The sequence below is a fragment of the Pseudomonas sp. GW821-FHT11G12 genome, assembly GCF_058808055.1.
In genome coordinates this window covers 143,806-158,922 of sequence record NZ_JBXARH010000003.1, presented here as the reverse complement: position 1 = coordinate 158,922, position 15,117 = coordinate 143,806, and the positions used below count along the sequence as shown (strand labels likewise).

At 61.0% G+C, this 15,117-nt stretch carries 13 protein-coding genes; 9 read left to right on the top strand and 4 right to left on the bottom strand.

Annotation, left to right across the window (positions count from 1 at the left end; genetic code table 11):
• Both pncB and AC1RR7_RS12065 read right to left on the bottom strand, forming a co-directional pair.
• Complete coding sequence (gene pncB / locus AC1RR7_RS12070) at positions 1 to 1,224, bottom strand: nicotinate phosphoribosyltransferase (protein WP_085685119.1); 1,224 nt, start codon at positions 1,222 to 1,224, stop codon at positions 1 to 3.
• A gap of 107 nt (positions 1,225 to 1,331) precedes the next feature.
• Positions 1,332 to 2,237 (bottom strand): LysR family transcriptional regulator, encoded by a 906-nt coding sequence (locus tag AC1RR7_RS12065; protein WP_007950669.1) that lies wholly within the window; start codon positions 2,235 to 2,237, stop codon positions 1,332 to 1,334.
• 161 nt (positions 2,238 to 2,398) lie between these two features.
• On the opposite strand from AC1RR7_RS12065, the gene amaB reads away from it, so the two are divergent.
• The 9 genes from amaB (at position 2,399) to AC1RR7_RS12020 (ending at position 13,266) form a co-directional block, all read left to right on the top strand.
• Positions 2,399 to 3,889 carry an L-piperidine-6-carboxylate dehydrogenase gene (gene amaB / locus AC1RR7_RS12060; protein ID WP_096819801.1) on the top strand — a complete coding sequence of 497 codons (1,491 nt, stop codon included), beginning with the start codon at positions 2,399 to 2,401 and terminating at the stop codon, positions 3,887 to 3,889.
• Positions 3,890 to 3,978: 89 nt separating this feature from the next.
• Positions 3,979 to 5,262 (top strand): L-pipecolate oxidase, encoded by a 1,284-nt coding sequence (gene amaA, locus AC1RR7_RS12055; RefSeq protein ID WP_102620122.1) that lies wholly within the window; start codon positions 3,979 to 3,981, stop codon positions 5,260 to 5,262.
• 364 nt (positions 5,263 to 5,626) lie between these two features.
• Positions 5,627 to 6,760, top strand: coding sequence for a branched-chain amino acid ABC transporter substrate-binding protein (locus tag AC1RR7_RS12050; RefSeq protein WP_102620121.1), 1,134 nt, complete (start codon positions 5,627 to 5,629; stop codon positions 6,758 to 6,760).
• Between the two features lie 146 nt (positions 6,761 to 6,906).
• A complete protein-coding gene (locus tag AC1RR7_RS12045) occupies positions 6,907 to 7,821 on the top strand; it encodes an ABC transporter permease subunit (RefSeq protein WP_007950661.1) in 915 nt (304 codons plus the stop codon).
• 3 nt (positions 7,822 to 7,824) lie between these two features.
• A complete protein-coding gene (gene livM / locus AC1RR7_RS12040) occupies positions 7,825 to 9,126 on the top strand; it encodes a high-affinity branched-chain amino acid ABC transporter permease LivM (protein WP_096819798.1) in 1,302 nt (433 codons plus the stop codon).
• Entirely contained in the window at positions 9,123 to 9,995 is an 873-nt protein-coding gene (locus tag AC1RR7_RS12035) for an ATP-binding cassette domain-containing protein (protein WP_096819797.1), read from the top strand. The genes livM and AC1RR7_RS12035 overlap by 4 nt, the downstream gene beginning before the upstream one ends.
• Positions 9,992 to 10,708: an ABC transporter ATP-binding protein gene (locus AC1RR7_RS12030; RefSeq protein ID WP_096819796.1), complete on the top strand. Its 717-nt coding sequence runs from the start codon at positions 9,992 to 9,994 to the stop codon at positions 10,706 to 10,708. Before AC1RR7_RS12035 ends, AC1RR7_RS12030 begins: the two co-directional genes overlap by 4 nt.
• Positions 10,709 to 11,465: 757 nt before the next feature.
• The gene (locus AC1RR7_RS12025) at positions 11,466 to 12,230 is read left to right on the top strand and encodes an SDR family oxidoreductase (protein ID WP_493157522.1); all 765 of its coding nucleotides are present in this window, start codon (positions 11,466 to 11,468) and stop codon (positions 12,228 to 12,230) included.
• 130 nt (positions 12,231 to 12,360) lie between these two features.
• The gene (locus AC1RR7_RS12020) at positions 12,361 to 13,266 is read left to right on the top strand and encodes a cation diffusion facilitator family transporter (RefSeq protein WP_096819795.1); all 906 of its coding nucleotides are present in this window, start codon (positions 12,361 to 12,363) and stop codon (positions 13,264 to 13,266) included.
• Positions 13,267 to 13,305: 39 nt separating this feature from the next.
• Here AC1RR7_RS12020 and AC1RR7_RS12015 read toward each other — a convergent pair whose 3' ends face one another.
• Positions 13,306 to 14,439 (bottom strand): AGE family epimerase/isomerase, encoded by a 1,134-nt coding sequence (locus tag AC1RR7_RS12015; RefSeq protein ID WP_493157520.1) that lies wholly within the window; start codon positions 14,437 to 14,439, stop codon positions 13,306 to 13,308.
• Between the two features lie 100 nt (positions 14,440 to 14,539).
• Entirely contained in the window at positions 14,540 to 15,112 is a 573-nt protein-coding gene (locus AC1RR7_RS12010; RefSeq protein ID WP_493157518.1) for a HupE/UreJ family protein, read from the bottom strand.
• Between the last annotated feature and the right edge of the window lie 5 nt (positions 15,113 to 15,117).

Sequence of the window (15,117 nt, the reverse complement as noted above, 5' to 3'; positions counted from 1 at the left end):
TCACTCCTTGCTAGAAAGGCTGGAAACGGCAGGAACCTGGAAAACGTGTCGCAAATAGGCGACGAAATTCGGGTCTTTGCAGTGGGTCTTGCCCGGCTCGTCGGAGATCTTCGCCACCGGTTGGCCGTTGCAGGCGGTCATTTTAAGCACGATGCTCATCGGTTCGACACCCGGAATGTCACAGGTCAGGTTGGTGCCGATGCCGAAGCTGACATTGATCCGACCGCGCAGCGCGCGGAAGATCTCCAGCGACTTGGGCAGCGTCAGGCTGTCGGAGAACACCAGGGTCTTGCTCATCGGGTCGATGCCGAGCTTGTGATAGTGAGCGATGCATTTTTCGCCCCACTGCACCGGATCCCCGGAATCATGACGCAAGCCGTCAAACAGCTTGGCGAAGAACAGATCGAAATCACCGAGGAAGGCATCGGTGGTGATGCAGTCGGTCAGGGCGATCCCCAGCAGGCCGCGGTACTCGCGAACCCAGCAATCGAGTGCGGCAATCTGGCTGTCGATCAGTCGCGGGCCGAGTTGCTGGTGGGCCATGATCCATTCGTGGGCCATGGTGCCCAGCGGTTTCATGTCCAGTTCGCGGGACAGGTGCACGTTGCTGGTGCCGACGAAACGCCCGGGGAAATCATGCTTGAGCACGTTCACCACTTCTTCCTGCACGCGGTAGGAAAACCGTCGGCGTGTGCCGAAATCGGCGACCTGCAACTGCGACAACTCTTCGGCCGAGGCGTTGGCCGTCAGCCAGTCGAACTTGCGGTAGAGCTGTTCGCGGGCCTGTTCCAGGACGGTTTCGCGGTAGCGATAGCGGTTGCGCACTTCGCTGACGATCGCCAGCAGCGGCACTTCGAACAGAATCACATGCAGCCATGGCCCGCGCAGACGGATGAACAGTTCGCCGTTCTCGATGCCGGTGTGCAGGTAGCGCAGGTTGAAGCGGAACAGGCCGAGGAATCGCAGAAAGTCAGGTTTGAGGAAGCTGATGCGCTCCAGGAAACTCAACTGATCGGCGCTCAGGCTCAACTCGGCCAGACGCTCGACCTGGAAGCGGATCTCCGCCAGATACGGGCGCAGATCTTCACTGTTACGGCAACGAAACTCCCATTCGACTTCGACGTTGGGGTAGTTGTGCAGCACCGCCTGCATCATCGTCAGTTTGTAGAAGTCGGTGTCGAGCAGGTTCTGCACGATGCGATCGGCAAACACACTCTCGCTCATAACGGGGTCTCCAGGCGGACCGCGCGTTGGCGCGGTATCAATCAATGGCGCTAGTGGCTCATATCCGGGGTGTGGATTGCCAGCGATTTTTATCCCGGCGCTGAGCCTCAGACCGCATCAGGACTGTCGATCTGCTCCAGCATCCACTTCACGAAATCCCGCACCTTGGGCACTTCCGCCGCGTGTTCCGGGTAGGCCAGGTAATACGCATCGGTGCTGGGCATTGCATGCTGCCAGGGAATGACCAGTTTGCCGTCGGCCAATTCCTCTTCCACCAGAAACCTCGGCAACAGCGCGACGCCGCAGCCGACCTGCGCGGCGCGGATGCACATATAAAAGGTTTCGAAGCGCGGGCCGTGGTAGCTGTGTTCGGTCTGGTAGCCCTGGCTGTCGAACCAGTCGTGCCACGCCTGTGGGCGCGAAGCATTCTGCAGCAGGACCAGATCGGTGAGTTGCGTTGGATCAGTCAACGGAGTGTCCGGCAGACTGCTCGGTGCGCAGACCGGCACCAGTTCCTCGCCAAACAACTTCAGGCATTCGGTGCCGGGGCGTGAACCCTGGCCGAAATAGAACGCCAGGTCGCTGCGCCCTTGCAGCAAGTCATCGGCCTCCTGCTCGTTGCACAGGTCCAGATGAATCGACGGATGGCGCAGGCGCCAGCCCTTGAGGCGCGGCACCAGCCAGCGTGCGCCGAAGGTCGAGGGTGTGGAGACGCGCAGGACTTCGGTCTCGCCGCCGTAGGAACGCAGGTAATGGGTCGACATCTCGACCTGGGTCAGGATTTTTCGTACTTCCACCAGGTACAAATCGCCGGCCGGGGTCATCTGCAAACGGCGGCGTACCCGACGGAACAACAAGTGCTGTAACAATTCTTCGAGTTGCGCCACCTGCTTGCTGACGGCGCTCTGGGTCAGGTTCAGTTCCTCGGCGGCCCGGGTGAAACTCAGGTGCCGGGTCACGGCCTCGAAGCACTGCAACGCGGTGATCGACGGCAAGTGGCGTTTGTTCAGCATGGGCGATCCTTTTCTTGTCTTTCTGCGCAGCATGAATAAACGGAATGATATCTCGCGTAAAGGTCGTTTGTTGCACAGCCTTCCTGACGCTACAACTAAAGGTCTGCCCGGTCGTGAAAACGCGCCCGCACACATTCAGTTTTTTGCTTGAGGAGTGACCCATGGTTGCCGCATTGCTTGATCGTCTTGGTGTGAACCCGGCCCTGTACCAGAACGGCAAAGTGCCGGTGCATTCGCCCATCGACGGCAGCCGCATCGCCGCCGTGAACTGGGAAGGCCCGGCCGAAGTCGAGCAGCACATCAGTCGCGCAGATCATGCGTTCGAACAATGGCGCAAGGTGCCGGCCCCCCGTCGCGGCGAGCTGGTGCGTCAGTTCGGCGAAGTCCTGCGCGAGTACAAGAATGATCTCGGCGAACTGGTTTCCTGGGAGGCCGGCAAGATTACTCAGGAAGGCCTCGGTGAAGTGCAGGAGATGATCGACATCTGCGACTTCGCCGTCGGCCTGTCCCGCCAGTTGTACGGCTTGACCATCGCTTCCGAGCGCCCGGGCCACCACATGCGTGAAACCTGGCACCCGCTGGGCGTGGTCGGCGTGATCAGTGCGTTCAACTTCCCGGTCGCGGTTTGGGCGTGGAACACCACGCTGGCGCTGGTCTGCGGTAACCCGGTGGTGTGGAAGCCTTCGGAGAAAACCCCACTGACCGCACTGGCCTGTCAGGCGCTGTTTGATCGCGTGGTGAAGAACTTCAGCGATGCGCCGGCCAATCTGTGTCAGGTCATCATCGGTGGTCGCGATGCCGGCGAAGCACTGGTGGATGACCCGCGTGTGGCGCTGATCAGCGCCACCGGCAGCACTCGCATGGGCCGCGAAGTGGCGCCGAAAGTCGCCGCGCGCTTTGCCCGCAGCATTCTCGAACTGGGCGGCAACAACGCAATGATCCTCGGCCCGAGCGCCGATCTGGACATGGCCGTGCGCGCCATCCTGTTCAGCGCCGTCGGCACCGCCGGCCAGCGTTGCACCACGTTGCGTCGCCTGATCGCCCATGAATCGGTGAAAGAAGAAATCGTCACCCGTCTCAAAGCCGCGTACTCCAAGGTCCGTATCGGTCACCCGCTGGAAGGCAACCTGATCGGCCCGCTGATCGACAAACACAGCTTCGAAAACATGCAGGACGCGCTGGAACAAGCGCTGAGCGAGGGCGGCCGGGTGTTCGGCGGCAAGCGCCAACTGGAAGATCAATTCCCGAATGCCTACTACGTGTCGCCGGCCATCGTTGAAATGCCGGAGCAGAGCGACGTGGTGTGCAGCGAGACTTTCGCGCCGATCCTTTACGTGGTTGGCTACAGCGACTTCGAAGAGGCGCTGCGCCTGAACAACGCGGTACCGCAAGGTCTGTCGTCGTGCATCTTCACCACCGATGTGCGCGAGGCCGAGAAATTCATGTCGGCAGTCGGCAGTGACTGCGGCATCGCCAACGTCAACATCGGCCCGAGCGGCGCGGAAATCGGCGGCGCGTTCGGTGGCGAGAAAGAGACGGGTGGTGGTCGCGAGTCGGGCTCGGATGCGTGGCGTGCTTACATGCGCCGCCAGACCAACACCGTGAACTACTCGCTGGAGTTGCCGCTGGCGCAGGGCATTACGTTCGACTGACAGTTTTCTCAAAGCTATCGACCGTTCCCACGCTCTGCGTGGGAACGGTCATTTTGGTGTGTTTGGCAGGTTTCTGTTGGAGTCTGGCAATGCCGTTACGCGAAGAATGTCTGTGGGAAAAACTCACGCCGCAACGACCGGATAACACGGCGCTCAGGGGCGAAGTCAAAGTCGATGTCTGCGTGATCGGCGCCGGGTTTACCGGGCTGTCGGCGGCGCTGCATCTGTTGGAAAAGGGCAAAAGCGTCTGCGTGCTGGAAGCCCATCGCGCCGGGCATGGCGGATCCGGGCGCAACGTCGGCCTGGTCAACGCCGGGATGTGGATTCCGCCGGACGAGATCGAGGCCGGGTTCGGCGAGGCCGTCGGCAGTCAGCTCAACCGCATGCTCGGTGCGGCGCCGGCGCTGGTGTTCAGCCTCGTGGATAAATACAACATCGATTGCCAGTTGCGCCGCGAAGGCACCCTGCACATGGCGCACAACGCCAAGGGTGAGGCGGATCTGCGCAGTCGCGAAGAACAGTGGAAACGCCGCGGTGCGCCGGTCGAACTGCTGACCGGCAAGGCCTGTGAACAGGCGACCGGGACGCAGAAGATTGCCGCCGCGTTGCTCGACCGGCGTGCCGGCACGCTCAATCCGATGGCTTATGTCACCGGACTGGCCAACGCTGTCATCAGCCTTGGCGGAAAGATGTTCGATCACTCCCCGGTCACGCGCCTTGAGCGTCAGGGCCAGCAATGGTCGGTGCAGACCGAGCAGGGTTCGGTGCTCGCCGAACAAGTGGTGATCGCTTCCAACGCCTACACCGAAGGCGACTGGACCGAACTCAAACGCAATTTCTTTCCCGGTTACTACTATCAGGTCGCTTCGGTGCCGCTCACCGAAGACGCTGCCCAGGAAATCCTCCCGGGCGGGCAGGGCTCGTGGGATACCCGCCAGGTGCTGAGCAGCATCCGCCGCGACAAGGACGGGCGTCTGTTGCTGGGCAGCCTTGGCAACGGCAATCAGAAACCGACCTGGTTCCTCAAGGCCTGGGCCGACCGGGTGCAGCAGCATTACTTCCCCAACCTCAAACCTGTGGAGTGGGAATGCACCTGGACCGGGCGCATCGCTTTTACTCCCGATCATTTGATGCGCCTGTTCGAGCCCGCGCCGGGACTGGTGGCCGTCACCGGTTACAACGGCCGTGGCGTGACCACCGGCACCGTGGTCGGCAAAGCCTTCGCCGACTACCTGTGTAACGGAAATCCTCAAGCGTTGCCGATTCCCTTTGCACCGATGCAGCCCCTGGCGGGCGTGGGTTTGCGCAGTTGTCTGTACGAGGCCGGGTTCTCGCTGTATCACGCGGGCCAGTGCCTGCGCATTGTCATTTGAGTGTTGAAATATGTTGCGTGAAGCGGCGCTTTTCGGCGTAGCGACTAGCCTGTAATGGTGCGGGTTGTAGCAGTCCCGCACCAGCAGTGTGCAGTTCGGTGACGCGGGCTGTTACAGGCTGGTTGCACGTCGTTTGGCACCGCGGTTGCAATGATGGCGCGTGCGGGTTGCGCCTGAAAAAATAAATGGTTTCACCTTCCGCGGTTTAGACGGTTGCACGCCCAATGAAAATGGGAACGAAACAGTCGAAATAACAAGAAAGCAGCGACTTTTTGAAGAATAAAAAACCGATGGCACGGCCCTTGCTCTGAGCAATCCAGTGAAGTCGCAGTGCCAACTAAAAAAAACCTTGGAGCACCACCTCATGTCCCAGACGTTTTACAAGAAAGGCTTTCTGGCCCTCGCAGTGGCTACTGCGCTGGGTGTTTCTGCGTTTGCACAAGCTGATGTGAAAATCGGTGTGGCGGGCCCTATGACTGGCGCCAACGCGGCATTTGGCGAGCAGTACATGAAGGGGGCACAAGCGGCGGCCGATGCGGTCAACGCGGCGGGCGGCGTCAACGGGGAGAAAATCGTCCTGGTCAAAGGCGATGACGCCTGCGAACCGAAACAGGCGGTGACGGTCGCCAAGGACCTCACCAACCAGAAAGTCGCCGGTGTGGTTGGCCACTTCTGCTCGTCCTCCACCATTCCTGCGTCGGAGATCTACGACGAAGCCGGCATCATTGCGATCACGCCGGGTTCCACCAACCCGCAAGTGACCGAGCGCGGTCTGAGCGCCATGTTCCGTATGTGCGGGCGTGACGACCAGCAAGGCATCGTCGCCGGCGACTACATCGTCGACGTGCTCAAGGGCAAGAAAGTGGCCGTGCTGCACGACAAGGACACCTACGGTCAGGGCCTGGCCGATGCGACCAAGGCACAGTTGACCAAGCGCGGCGTGACGCCGGTGCTGTACGAAGGCCTGACCCGTGGCGAGAAAGACTTCAGCGCCGTGGTCACCAAGATCCGCGCGGCCGGTGCCGACGTGGTCTACTTCGGCGGCCTGCACCCGGAAGCCGGTCCACTGGTCAAGCAACTGCGTACCGAAGGCCTGAAAGACGTGAAGTTCATGTCTGACGACGGCATCGTGACCGACGAACTGGTGACCACCGCCGGCGGCCCGCAATACGTCGACGGCGTGCTGATGACCTTCGGCGCCGACCCGCGCCTGCTACCGGAAAGCAAGACTGTAGTGGATGCCTTCCGCAAGGCCGGCACCGAGCCTGAAGGCTACACCCTGTACGCCTACGCTTCGGTTCAGGCACTGGCTGCGGGCTTCAACGGCGCCAAGTCCAACAAGGGCGAAGACGCTGCCAAATGGCTGAAAGCCAACCCTGTGAAAACCGTGATGGGCGAGAAGACCTGGGACGCCAAGGGCGACCTGAAAGTCTCTGACTACGTGGTTTACCAGTGGGACGCGACCGGCAAATATCACCAGCTGGAAAAACAGAAGTAAGGGCTGACGCGATCGGCTGACCTCTGCAGAAATTCTGTGGGGGCCAGCCCGGTCGTGGCTGACATTGCTCCGACGTACATCTGTATTTTTCCTAGAAGAACCGCGCGCCCCAGGGTGTGCAGGTTCTCACTGCGTGAGATTGCGTTATGGATGGTATTTTCCTGCAGCAACTGGTCAACGGCCTGACCCTCGGGTCGGTCTATGGCCTGATCGCCATCGGCTACACAATGGTCTACGGCATCATCGGCATGATCAACTTCGCCCACGGCGAGGTTTACATGATTTCCGCTTACCTCGCGGCAATCAGTCTGGCTCTGCTGGCTTACTTCGGTATCGAATCCTTCCCGCTGCTGATGCTCGGCACACTGGTCTTCACCATCGTCGTCACGGGGGTGTATGGCTGGGTCATCGAACGCATCGCCTACAAACCACTGCGCAACTCCACCCGACTGGCACCGCTGATCAGCGCCATCGGTATCTCCCTGATTCTGCAAAACTATGCCCAGATCAGTCAGGGCGCCCGTCAACAGGGTGTTCCGACGCTGCTCACCGGTGCCTGGCGCATCGACGTCGGCTCGGGCTTCGTCCAGCTGACCTACACCAAGATCTTCATTCTCGTCGCGGCGTTCGTCGGGATGGGCCTGCTGACCTACGTGATCAAGTACACCAAGCTCGGCCGCATGTGCCGCGCGACCCAGCAAGACCGCAAGATGGCTTCGATTCTGGGGATCAACACCGACCGGGTGATTTCCTACGTGTTCATCATCGGTGCAGCGATGGCGGCCCTGGCCGGCGTGCTGATCACCATGAACTACGGCACGTTCGACTTCTACGCAGGCTTCGTCATCGGCATCAAGGCGTTCACCGCTGCGGTGCTCGGCGGGATCGGCTCGCTGCCTGGCGCCATGCTCGGCGGGATCATCCTCGGGATCTCCGAGTCGCTGTTCTCGGGCCTGGTCAACTCCGACTACAAAGACGTGTTCAGCTTCTCGCTGCTCGTACTTGTTCTGGTCTTCCGGCCTCAGGGCCTGCTGGGCCGTCCTCTTGTGTCGAAGGTGTAAGCGATGTCTTCAACCACTACAAAATCCATTGATGTCAAAAAAAGCCTGGTTGAGGCGATTCTCGCCGGTCTGATTGCCCTGATCGTGTTCGGGCCGATTGTCGGCGTCGTTCTCGATGGCTACAGCTTCAACCTCGAACCGACCCGCGTGGCGTGGATCATTGCCATCGTCATGGCCGGCCGGTTTGCCCTCAGCCTGTTCCTGCAAACCCCCAAGGGCCTGAAAATCCTCGAAGGATTCGAGAGCACCGGTTCCGGCGTGCATGTGCTGCCCGCCGATCACAAATCCAGGCTGCGCTGGATCATCCCGCTGCTGATCGTGCTGGCCGTGGCCGTGCCGTTCGTTTCCAACTCCTACCTGCTGGGCGTGGTCATCCTCGGGTTGATCTACGTGTTGCTGGGGTTGGGACTGAACATCGTGGTCGGTCTGGCCGGCCTGCTCGACCTCGGTTACGTGGCGTTCTACGCCATCGGTGCCTACGGTCTGGCGCTCGGTTATCAGTACCTCGGCCTGGGCTTCTGGACCGTGCTGCCGCTGGCGGCGATCACCGCCGGGCTGGCCGGATGCATCCTCGGTTTCCCGGTGTTGCGACTGCACGGCGACTACCTGGCGATCGTGACCCTCGGTTTCGGTGAAATCATCCGTCTGATCCTCAACAACTGGCTGTCCCTGACCGGCGGTCCGAACGGCATGCCGGCGCCACTGCCGACCTTCTTCGGCCTGGAATTCGGCAAGCGGGCGAAGGATGGCGGGGTGCCGTTCCACGAGTTCTTCGGCATCGCCTACAACCCGGACGTGAAGTATTACTTCATCTATGCGGTGTTGTTCCTGGTGGTGCTGGCCGTGCTGTACATCAAGCATCGTCTGGTGAAGATGCCGGTCGGTCGCGCCTGGGAAGCCCTGCGTGAAGACGAGATCGCCTGCCGCTCGATGGGCCTCAACCACGTGCTGGTCAAGCTCTCGGCGTTCACTATCGGTGCATCCACCGCCGGTCTGGCAGGTGTGTTCTTCGCCACCTATCAAGGCTTCGTCAACCCGACCTCGTTCACCTTCTTCGAATCGGCGCTGATCCTCGCCATCGTCGTGCTCGGCGGCATGGGTTCGACCATCGGTGTGGTGATCGCAGCGTTCGTGCTGACCGTTGCTCCGGAACTGCTGCGCGGCTTCGCCGAATACCGTGTGCTGCTGTTCGGGATCCTGATGGTGTTGATGATGATCTGGCGACCTCGCGGGCTGATCCGCATCAGCCGTACCGGGGTCACTCCACGCAAAGGTGCCATTCACTATGAGAGGACTGCGCCATGAGTGAAGTCGTACTCTCTGTTGAAAAACTGATGATGCACTTCGGTGGCATCAAGGCCTTGAGCGACGTCAGCCTGAAGGTCAAACGCAATTCGATCTTCGCCCTGATCGGCCCCAACGGCGCCGGCAAGACCACGGTGTTCAACTGCCTGACCGGGTTCTACAAGGCCTCCGGCGGCAAGATCGAACTCAACGTGCGTGGCCAACAGACCAACGTCATCAAATTGCTGGGCGAGTCGTTCAAGCCGACCGACTTCGTCTCGCCGAAAAACTTCGCCAGCCGTCTGTACTACAAGATGTTCGGCGGCACCCACCTGGTGAACCGCGCGGGCCTGGCCCGGACGTTCCAGAACATTCGCCTGTTCAAGGAAATGTCGGTGCTGGAAAACCTGCTGGTGGCCCAGCACATGTGGGTCAACCGCAACATGCTGGCCGGCATCCTCAACACCAAGGGCTATCGCAAGGCCGAAAGCGATGCGCTGGACTGCGCGTTCTACTGGCTGGAAGTGGTGGATCTGGTGGACTGCGCCAACCGTCTGGCCGGTGAACTGTCCTACGGCCAGCAACGCCGTCTGGAGATTGCCCGGGCCATGTGCACTCGGCCGCAGATCATCTGCCTCGACGAACCGGCCGCCGGCCTCAACCCTCAGGAAACCGAAGCGCTGAGCGCGATGATCCGGCTGCTGCGCGACGAGCACGATCTGACCGTGGTGCTGATCGAACACGACATGGGCATGGTAATGAGCATTTCCGATCACATCGTGGTGCTGGACCACGGCATCGTCATCGCCGAGGGCGGTCCGGAGGCTATCCGTCACGATCCGAAGGTGATTGCGGCTTACCTGGGCGCTGACGAAGAGGAAGTCGTATGACGCAACCCATCCTCGAACTCAAGGATCTGGACGTGTTCTACGGCCCGATCCAGGCCCTCAAGGGCGTCTCGCTGCAGATCAACGAAGGTGAAACCGTCAGCCTGATCGGCTCCAACGGCGCGGGCAAGTCGACGCTGCTGATGTCGATCTTCGGCCAGCCACGGGCGGCAGGCGGACAGATCGTTTATCAAGGCGTGGACATCACCCACAAGTCATCGCACTACATCGCCTCCAACGGCATCGCGCAGTCGCCGGAAGGGCGACGGGTGTTCCCCGACATGACCGTCGAGGAAAACCTGCTGATGGGCACCATTCCGATTGGCGACAAGTACGCCAAGGAAGACATGCAGCGCATGTTCGAGCTGTTCCCGCGGCTTGAAGAGCGTCGCACTCAGCGCGCAATGACCATGTCCGGCGGCGAACAGCAGATGCTCGCCATTGCCCGGGCGCTGATGAGCCGTCCCAAGCTGTTGCTGCTGGATGAGCCGAGCCTGGGGCTGGCGCCGATCGTGGTGAAACAGATCTTCGCCACCTTGCGGGAACTGGCGAAAACCGGCATGACCATTTTCCTTGTCGAGCAGAACGCCAACCATGCGTTGAAACTGTCCGACCGGGCGTACGTGATGGTCAACGGCGAGATCCGCCTGACGGGCACCGGCAAGGAACTGCTGGTGAATGAAGAGGTGCGTAACGCCTATCTCGGCGGGCACTGAGTTTTCAGGTTTTCCACAGCGATACAGAGCCCCGAGACGCCAGTCCCGGGGCTTTTTTGTATCCAGAATCCATCACGATCCACGCCATTCCCGAAATTGTGGAAAACAAAATCCCCAACCTGCCAAAGCGCGACATATAGACGCTGCAAATCGCTGTTTTTCCACAGTTTTGACTTGTCCCCGTTTGCTGTGGAGCCGGCTGTGAATAACGTGGGAGTAGCTGGCTGAGAGCCTTTAAAACCGTGGCTTGCAGGCCTGTGATTGTTTTTTGATCAGGCCTTTTCCCAGTTGCTGGGGGTTCGTTTGTCAACCTTTTTATGGCCATGGCAAAACAGGCGAATGCATGTGCGCAAGCCTGTGGATAAGTCTGTGATTAAACTCTGGAAAGACTGCGCTAAGGGCCGTGATTACTGGCCCTGCGCAATCACGGCGGTGACCGGTCGGTCGTGCAAAATGCTTTGCCCGGCACAATCGGCGGATCAGGGTCAAGCAAAAAACTTTGCTTTTGCGGCGCAAAGCCTTGTGTGGCGTGGCTTTGCGCATTTCCACTTGCCCCCGGAAACTGTGGAAGGGCTTGTGGATAACGTGCGTGCATGTGGCTACAGGCCACGCCACTCAAGGCGTTGCGAGGGTTGATCAAATTATGAGCAGAAATGCACGCCAGTCGGTGGTTGCTCGTGAATGCGGGGCCGGGCATGCTGCCTGCTGATTTTCTATTCCAATGGCTGCCCCGGGTGGCCGAAGCAAGGAGAACACGATGTCCAACACCCTGTTTATCACCGGCGCGACGTCCGGTTTTGGTGAAGCCTGTGCCCGTCGTTTTGCCGAGGCCGGCTGGAAACTGGTGCTGACCGGTCGTCGTGAAGAACGCCTCAACGCGCTGTGTGCCGAGCTGTCGAAGCAGACCGAAGTGCATGGCCTGGTGCTGGACGTGCGTGATCGCAAGGCGATGGAGGAGGCGATTGCCAACCTGCCGCCGTCCTTCGCCAAGCTGCGCGGCCTGATCAACAACGCAGGTCTCGCGCTGGGCGTGGACCCTGCACCGAAGTGCGACCTCGATGATTGGGACACCATGGTCGACACCAACGTCAAAGGCCTGATGTACAGCACTCGCCTGTTGCTGCCACGCCTGATCGCCCACGGTCGCGGCGCCGGTATCGTCAATCTCGGTTCCATCGCCGGTAACTACCCGTACCCGGGCAGCCACGTTTACGGCGCGACCAAAGCGTTCGTTAAGCAGTTCTCGCTGAACCAGCGCTGCGACTTGCAGGGCACCGGCGTACGCGTCAGCAACATCGAGCCGGGGCTGTGCGAGAGCGAGTTCTCGCTGGTGCGCTTCGCGGGCGATCAGGCGCGTTACGACGCTACCTACGCCGGTGCCGAGCCGATCCAGCCACAGGACATTGCCGAGACCATCTTCTGGGTGCTGAACGCACCGGCGCACATCAACATCAACAGCCTGGAACTGATGCCGGTGAGCCAGACCTGGGCGGGTTTTGCCATCGAGCGTAACAAGGCTTGATACGGTTTTGCCCTCTTCGCCAGCGGGCTGGCGAAGAGGGCAAATCGGCCAGAATCTGGCAGTAAGGTAGACTCATCCCTCAACAACCCCGCCGCACCCTGCGGTTTTCAAGGTTTTTCGAGGAGTTCAAGTGAGTAACCGAGGTGAGCAGTCGCTGCTCAAACAATCGACCATCCTGATGTTCGCCGTGGCGATCGCCGGGATCGTCACCGGTTTTGTTTCGGGTTCCCAGTCCATCCTGTTCGATGGCTTTTTTTCGTTGATTGCAACGTTCATCAAAGTCCTGATGCTGATCACGGCGAAGCTCATCGCCAAGCAAAGCAACCAGCGCTTCCAGTTCGGCTTTTGGCATCTGGAGCCAATGGTGCTGCTGATCGAGGGCAGTTTCCTGCTGCTGATCGCGATCTATGCGTTTCTCAACGGCGTGTTCGGCATCATCAACGGCGGTCGTGAAATCGAGCTGGGCCTGGTGATCATCTACGCGGCGGTGTTTACCGTTGTCGAGTTCGCCTACTTCTTCTACGTGCGCCACCGTAATCGCAAGCTCAAGTCGAGCCTGATCCAGTTCGACAACATCAGTTGGCTGGTGGACGCGATGCTGTCCGTGGGCCTGTTGATCAGTTTCCTCGCGGCGCTGCTGCTCAAGTCCCAGGGCTATGGCGAATGGGCGAAATTTGTCGACCCGCTGATTCTCATCGTGCTGGCCCTGACCATGCTGCCGCCGGCCTTCAAGATCCTTGGCCCGGCGCTGCGTGACGTGCTCGGCATTGCGCCGGACACGCTGGACGACCAAGTCCGTCAGGTAATGGACGCGGCCAAGGTCGAACATGGTTTTGATGACTACGTGTCTTACGTGCAGAAGCACGGGCGGGCGCGGTTCATCGAGATTCATGTGGTGTTGCCGGCGGATTACCGACTGCAGAGCGTCGGCCAGCTGGATCTGCTGCGTGAGGCGATTTCCGCGAAGCTGGGTAAACCGGATGCGGCGCGCTGGCTGACCATCAGCTTTACCGGCGACAGGAAGTGGATTGCCTGAAGTTGCATGGCGAGGGAGCCGGCTCCCTCGCCACGGCTGTCAGCTCAGATAGTCGGCCAGGCCGCGATAGCAGGTCGCCAGGTGATACGGCGTGGTCGACGGCATGTCCTTGCGGCTGACCTCGCCCTGTTCGTCGCGGCACTCGTTCCAGCCACCCGCATGCAGAAAACGCTGCTGCAACGCCTGCAACTGGCGCAGCACGGCGGTTTCGCTGTCCGGACGCAGTGTCAGCGCGCGCAGATATTCGGCCTGGGCCCAGATGCGCAGGGTCGAATCTTTCGGGCGTCCGTCCCTATTCAGATCGAGCATGGCCCGCACGGCACCGGACGGCTGCACCACACCGAACTGCTCGGTGAACGCAAAGGCCCGGTCCAGGGCGGCATGCAGTTTCGAACCGCGCAGCAGGGGCGAGGACTCCAGCAGGAAATACCACTCGAACTGATGGCCCGGCTCATACCAGTTATCCACAGCCCCCAGCGGTTTTTCCATTAGCACGCCATGTTGCGGATCGACGAAACGCTTGTGCATGGCTGTGCATAACTCGCTCAGCGCTTGCTTGACCTGTGCATCTTCGCGCACGGCCAGCGTGGCCAGGAAGGCTTCGGCCAGGTGCATCAATGGGTTTTGCAGCGGGCCGGTTTCCAGGGTGATCCAGTCACGGTCGAGGCAGGCTTCATAGAGGCCGTCACCGGTGGCGAAACGCCGGCCGATGACTTCCAGCGCAGCGTTCAGGGTCGATTCGACCAAGGGCTCGCGGGACTTTTCCCAGTAATGCGCGCAAGCGAACAGGATGAAGGCGTGGGTGTAGAGGTCCTTGCGCTGATCCAGCGGTTTGCCCTGCGGATCGATGCTGTAGAACCAGCCGCCGTGCTCGGCATCGTGGAAGTGCCGTTGCAGGGAGCGGAACAGCGCGGCCGCCCGCACTTCAGCGTTATCCACAACCCCGATCAGGCTGGAAAACAGATACAGCTGCCGTGCGCAGGCCATGGCCCGATAGCGCTGCGGTGGCAGCGGCTGATGCGCGGCGTCCAGCGCCTCGTAAGGCAACGCCATGTCGGCGTTCCAGCCCGGTCCTTGCCAAAGGGGCACGATCACGTCCAGAAAGTGCTGTTGCACTTCACCGAACAGGGTGGTCAATTCAGGCAGGGAGGTGGAGCGGGAAGCGTGGGGCATGGGCGGACGTCGTCACGGCAGGGGCGATTGCGCGACATGGTAGCAGAGAGTGGCGATCGATCGTTCCCGCGCCATGCGCGGGAGCGATCAGAGGTGCCATTCAGCCGGCCAGCAACCACGCGCCCGTCACGGCCGAAGCGGCTCCGGCCAGTCGAACCAGCGGCGCGGCCGCCTGAGGCAGAAAACGTACGACCGCATAACCCGTCGCATGCAGGGCAGCTGTCGCGACCACGAAACCGGCGGCATACGCCCATGGGCTCGACATATCCGGCAACTCCAGACCGTGGGCCACGCCATGGAACAGCGCAAACAGCGCCGTCGCCGCCACCGCCATCACCAGCGGCGGACGCACCGCCAGCGCCACCGCCAGGCCCAGCGCCAGTACCGAGGCAGCAATCCCGCTTTCCAGCGCCGGCAACTCCAGCCCTTCAAATCCGAGCATCCCACCGATCAGCATGGTGCCAACGAAAGTGCACGGCAGCGCCCAGCGTGCCGCGCCTTGCTGCTGCGCCGCCCACAGACCGACGGCCACCATCGCCAGCAAATGGTCGAGGCCGCCGATCGGGTGACTGATGCCGGCCACCAGGCCAGAGTCGCCGTGGCCGGGGTGGGCGAAGGCCAGTGCCGGGGTCAGCAGTAGCGCGACGGCGCCGAGAATGCGTTTGAGTGTCATGGAGA

Excerpts from the sequence above, each read along its gene's own strand:
- pncB (WP_085685119.1), bottom strand. The coding sequence starts at position 1,224 with ATGAGCGAGAGTGTGTTTGCCGATCGCATCGTGCAGAACCTGCTCGAC.
- AC1RR7_RS12065 (WP_007950669.1), bottom strand. The coding sequence starts at position 2,237 with ATGCTGAACAAACGCCACTTGCCGTCGATCACCGCGTTGCAGTGCTTC.
- amaB (WP_096819801.1), top strand. The coding sequence starts at position 2,399 with ATGGTTGCCGCATTGCTTGATCGTCTTGGTGTGAACCCGGCCCTGTAC.
- amaA (WP_102620122.1), top strand. The coding sequence starts at position 3,979 with ATGCCGTTACGCGAAGAATGTCTGTGGGAAAAACTCACGCCGCAACGA.
- AC1RR7_RS12050 (WP_102620121.1), top strand. The coding sequence starts at position 5,627 with ATGTCCCAGACGTTTTACAAGAAAGGCTTTCTGGCCCTCGCAGTGGCT.
- AC1RR7_RS12045 (WP_007950661.1), top strand. The coding sequence starts at position 6,907 with ATGGATGGTATTTTCCTGCAGCAACTGGTCAACGGCCTGACCCTCGGG.
- livM (WP_096819798.1), top strand. The coding sequence starts at position 7,825 with ATGTCTTCAACCACTACAAAATCCATTGATGTCAAAAAAAGCCTGGTT.
- AC1RR7_RS12035 (WP_096819797.1), top strand. The coding sequence starts at position 9,123 with ATGAGTGAAGTCGTACTCTCTGTTGAAAAACTGATGATGCACTTCGGT.
- AC1RR7_RS12030 (WP_096819796.1), top strand. The coding sequence starts at position 9,992 with ATGACGCAACCCATCCTCGAACTCAAGGATCTGGACGTGTTCTACGGC.
- AC1RR7_RS12025 (WP_493157522.1), top strand. The coding sequence starts at position 11,466 with ATGTCCAACACCCTGTTTATCACCGGCGCGACGTCCGGTTTTGGTGAA.
- AC1RR7_RS12015 (WP_493157520.1), bottom strand. The coding sequence starts at position 14,439 with ATGCCCCACGCTTCCCGCTCCACCTCCCTGCCTGAATTGACCACCCTG.
- AC1RR7_RS12010 (WP_493157518.1), bottom strand. The coding sequence starts at position 15,112 with ATGACACTCAAACGCATTCTCGGCGCCGTCGCGCTACTGCTGACCCCG.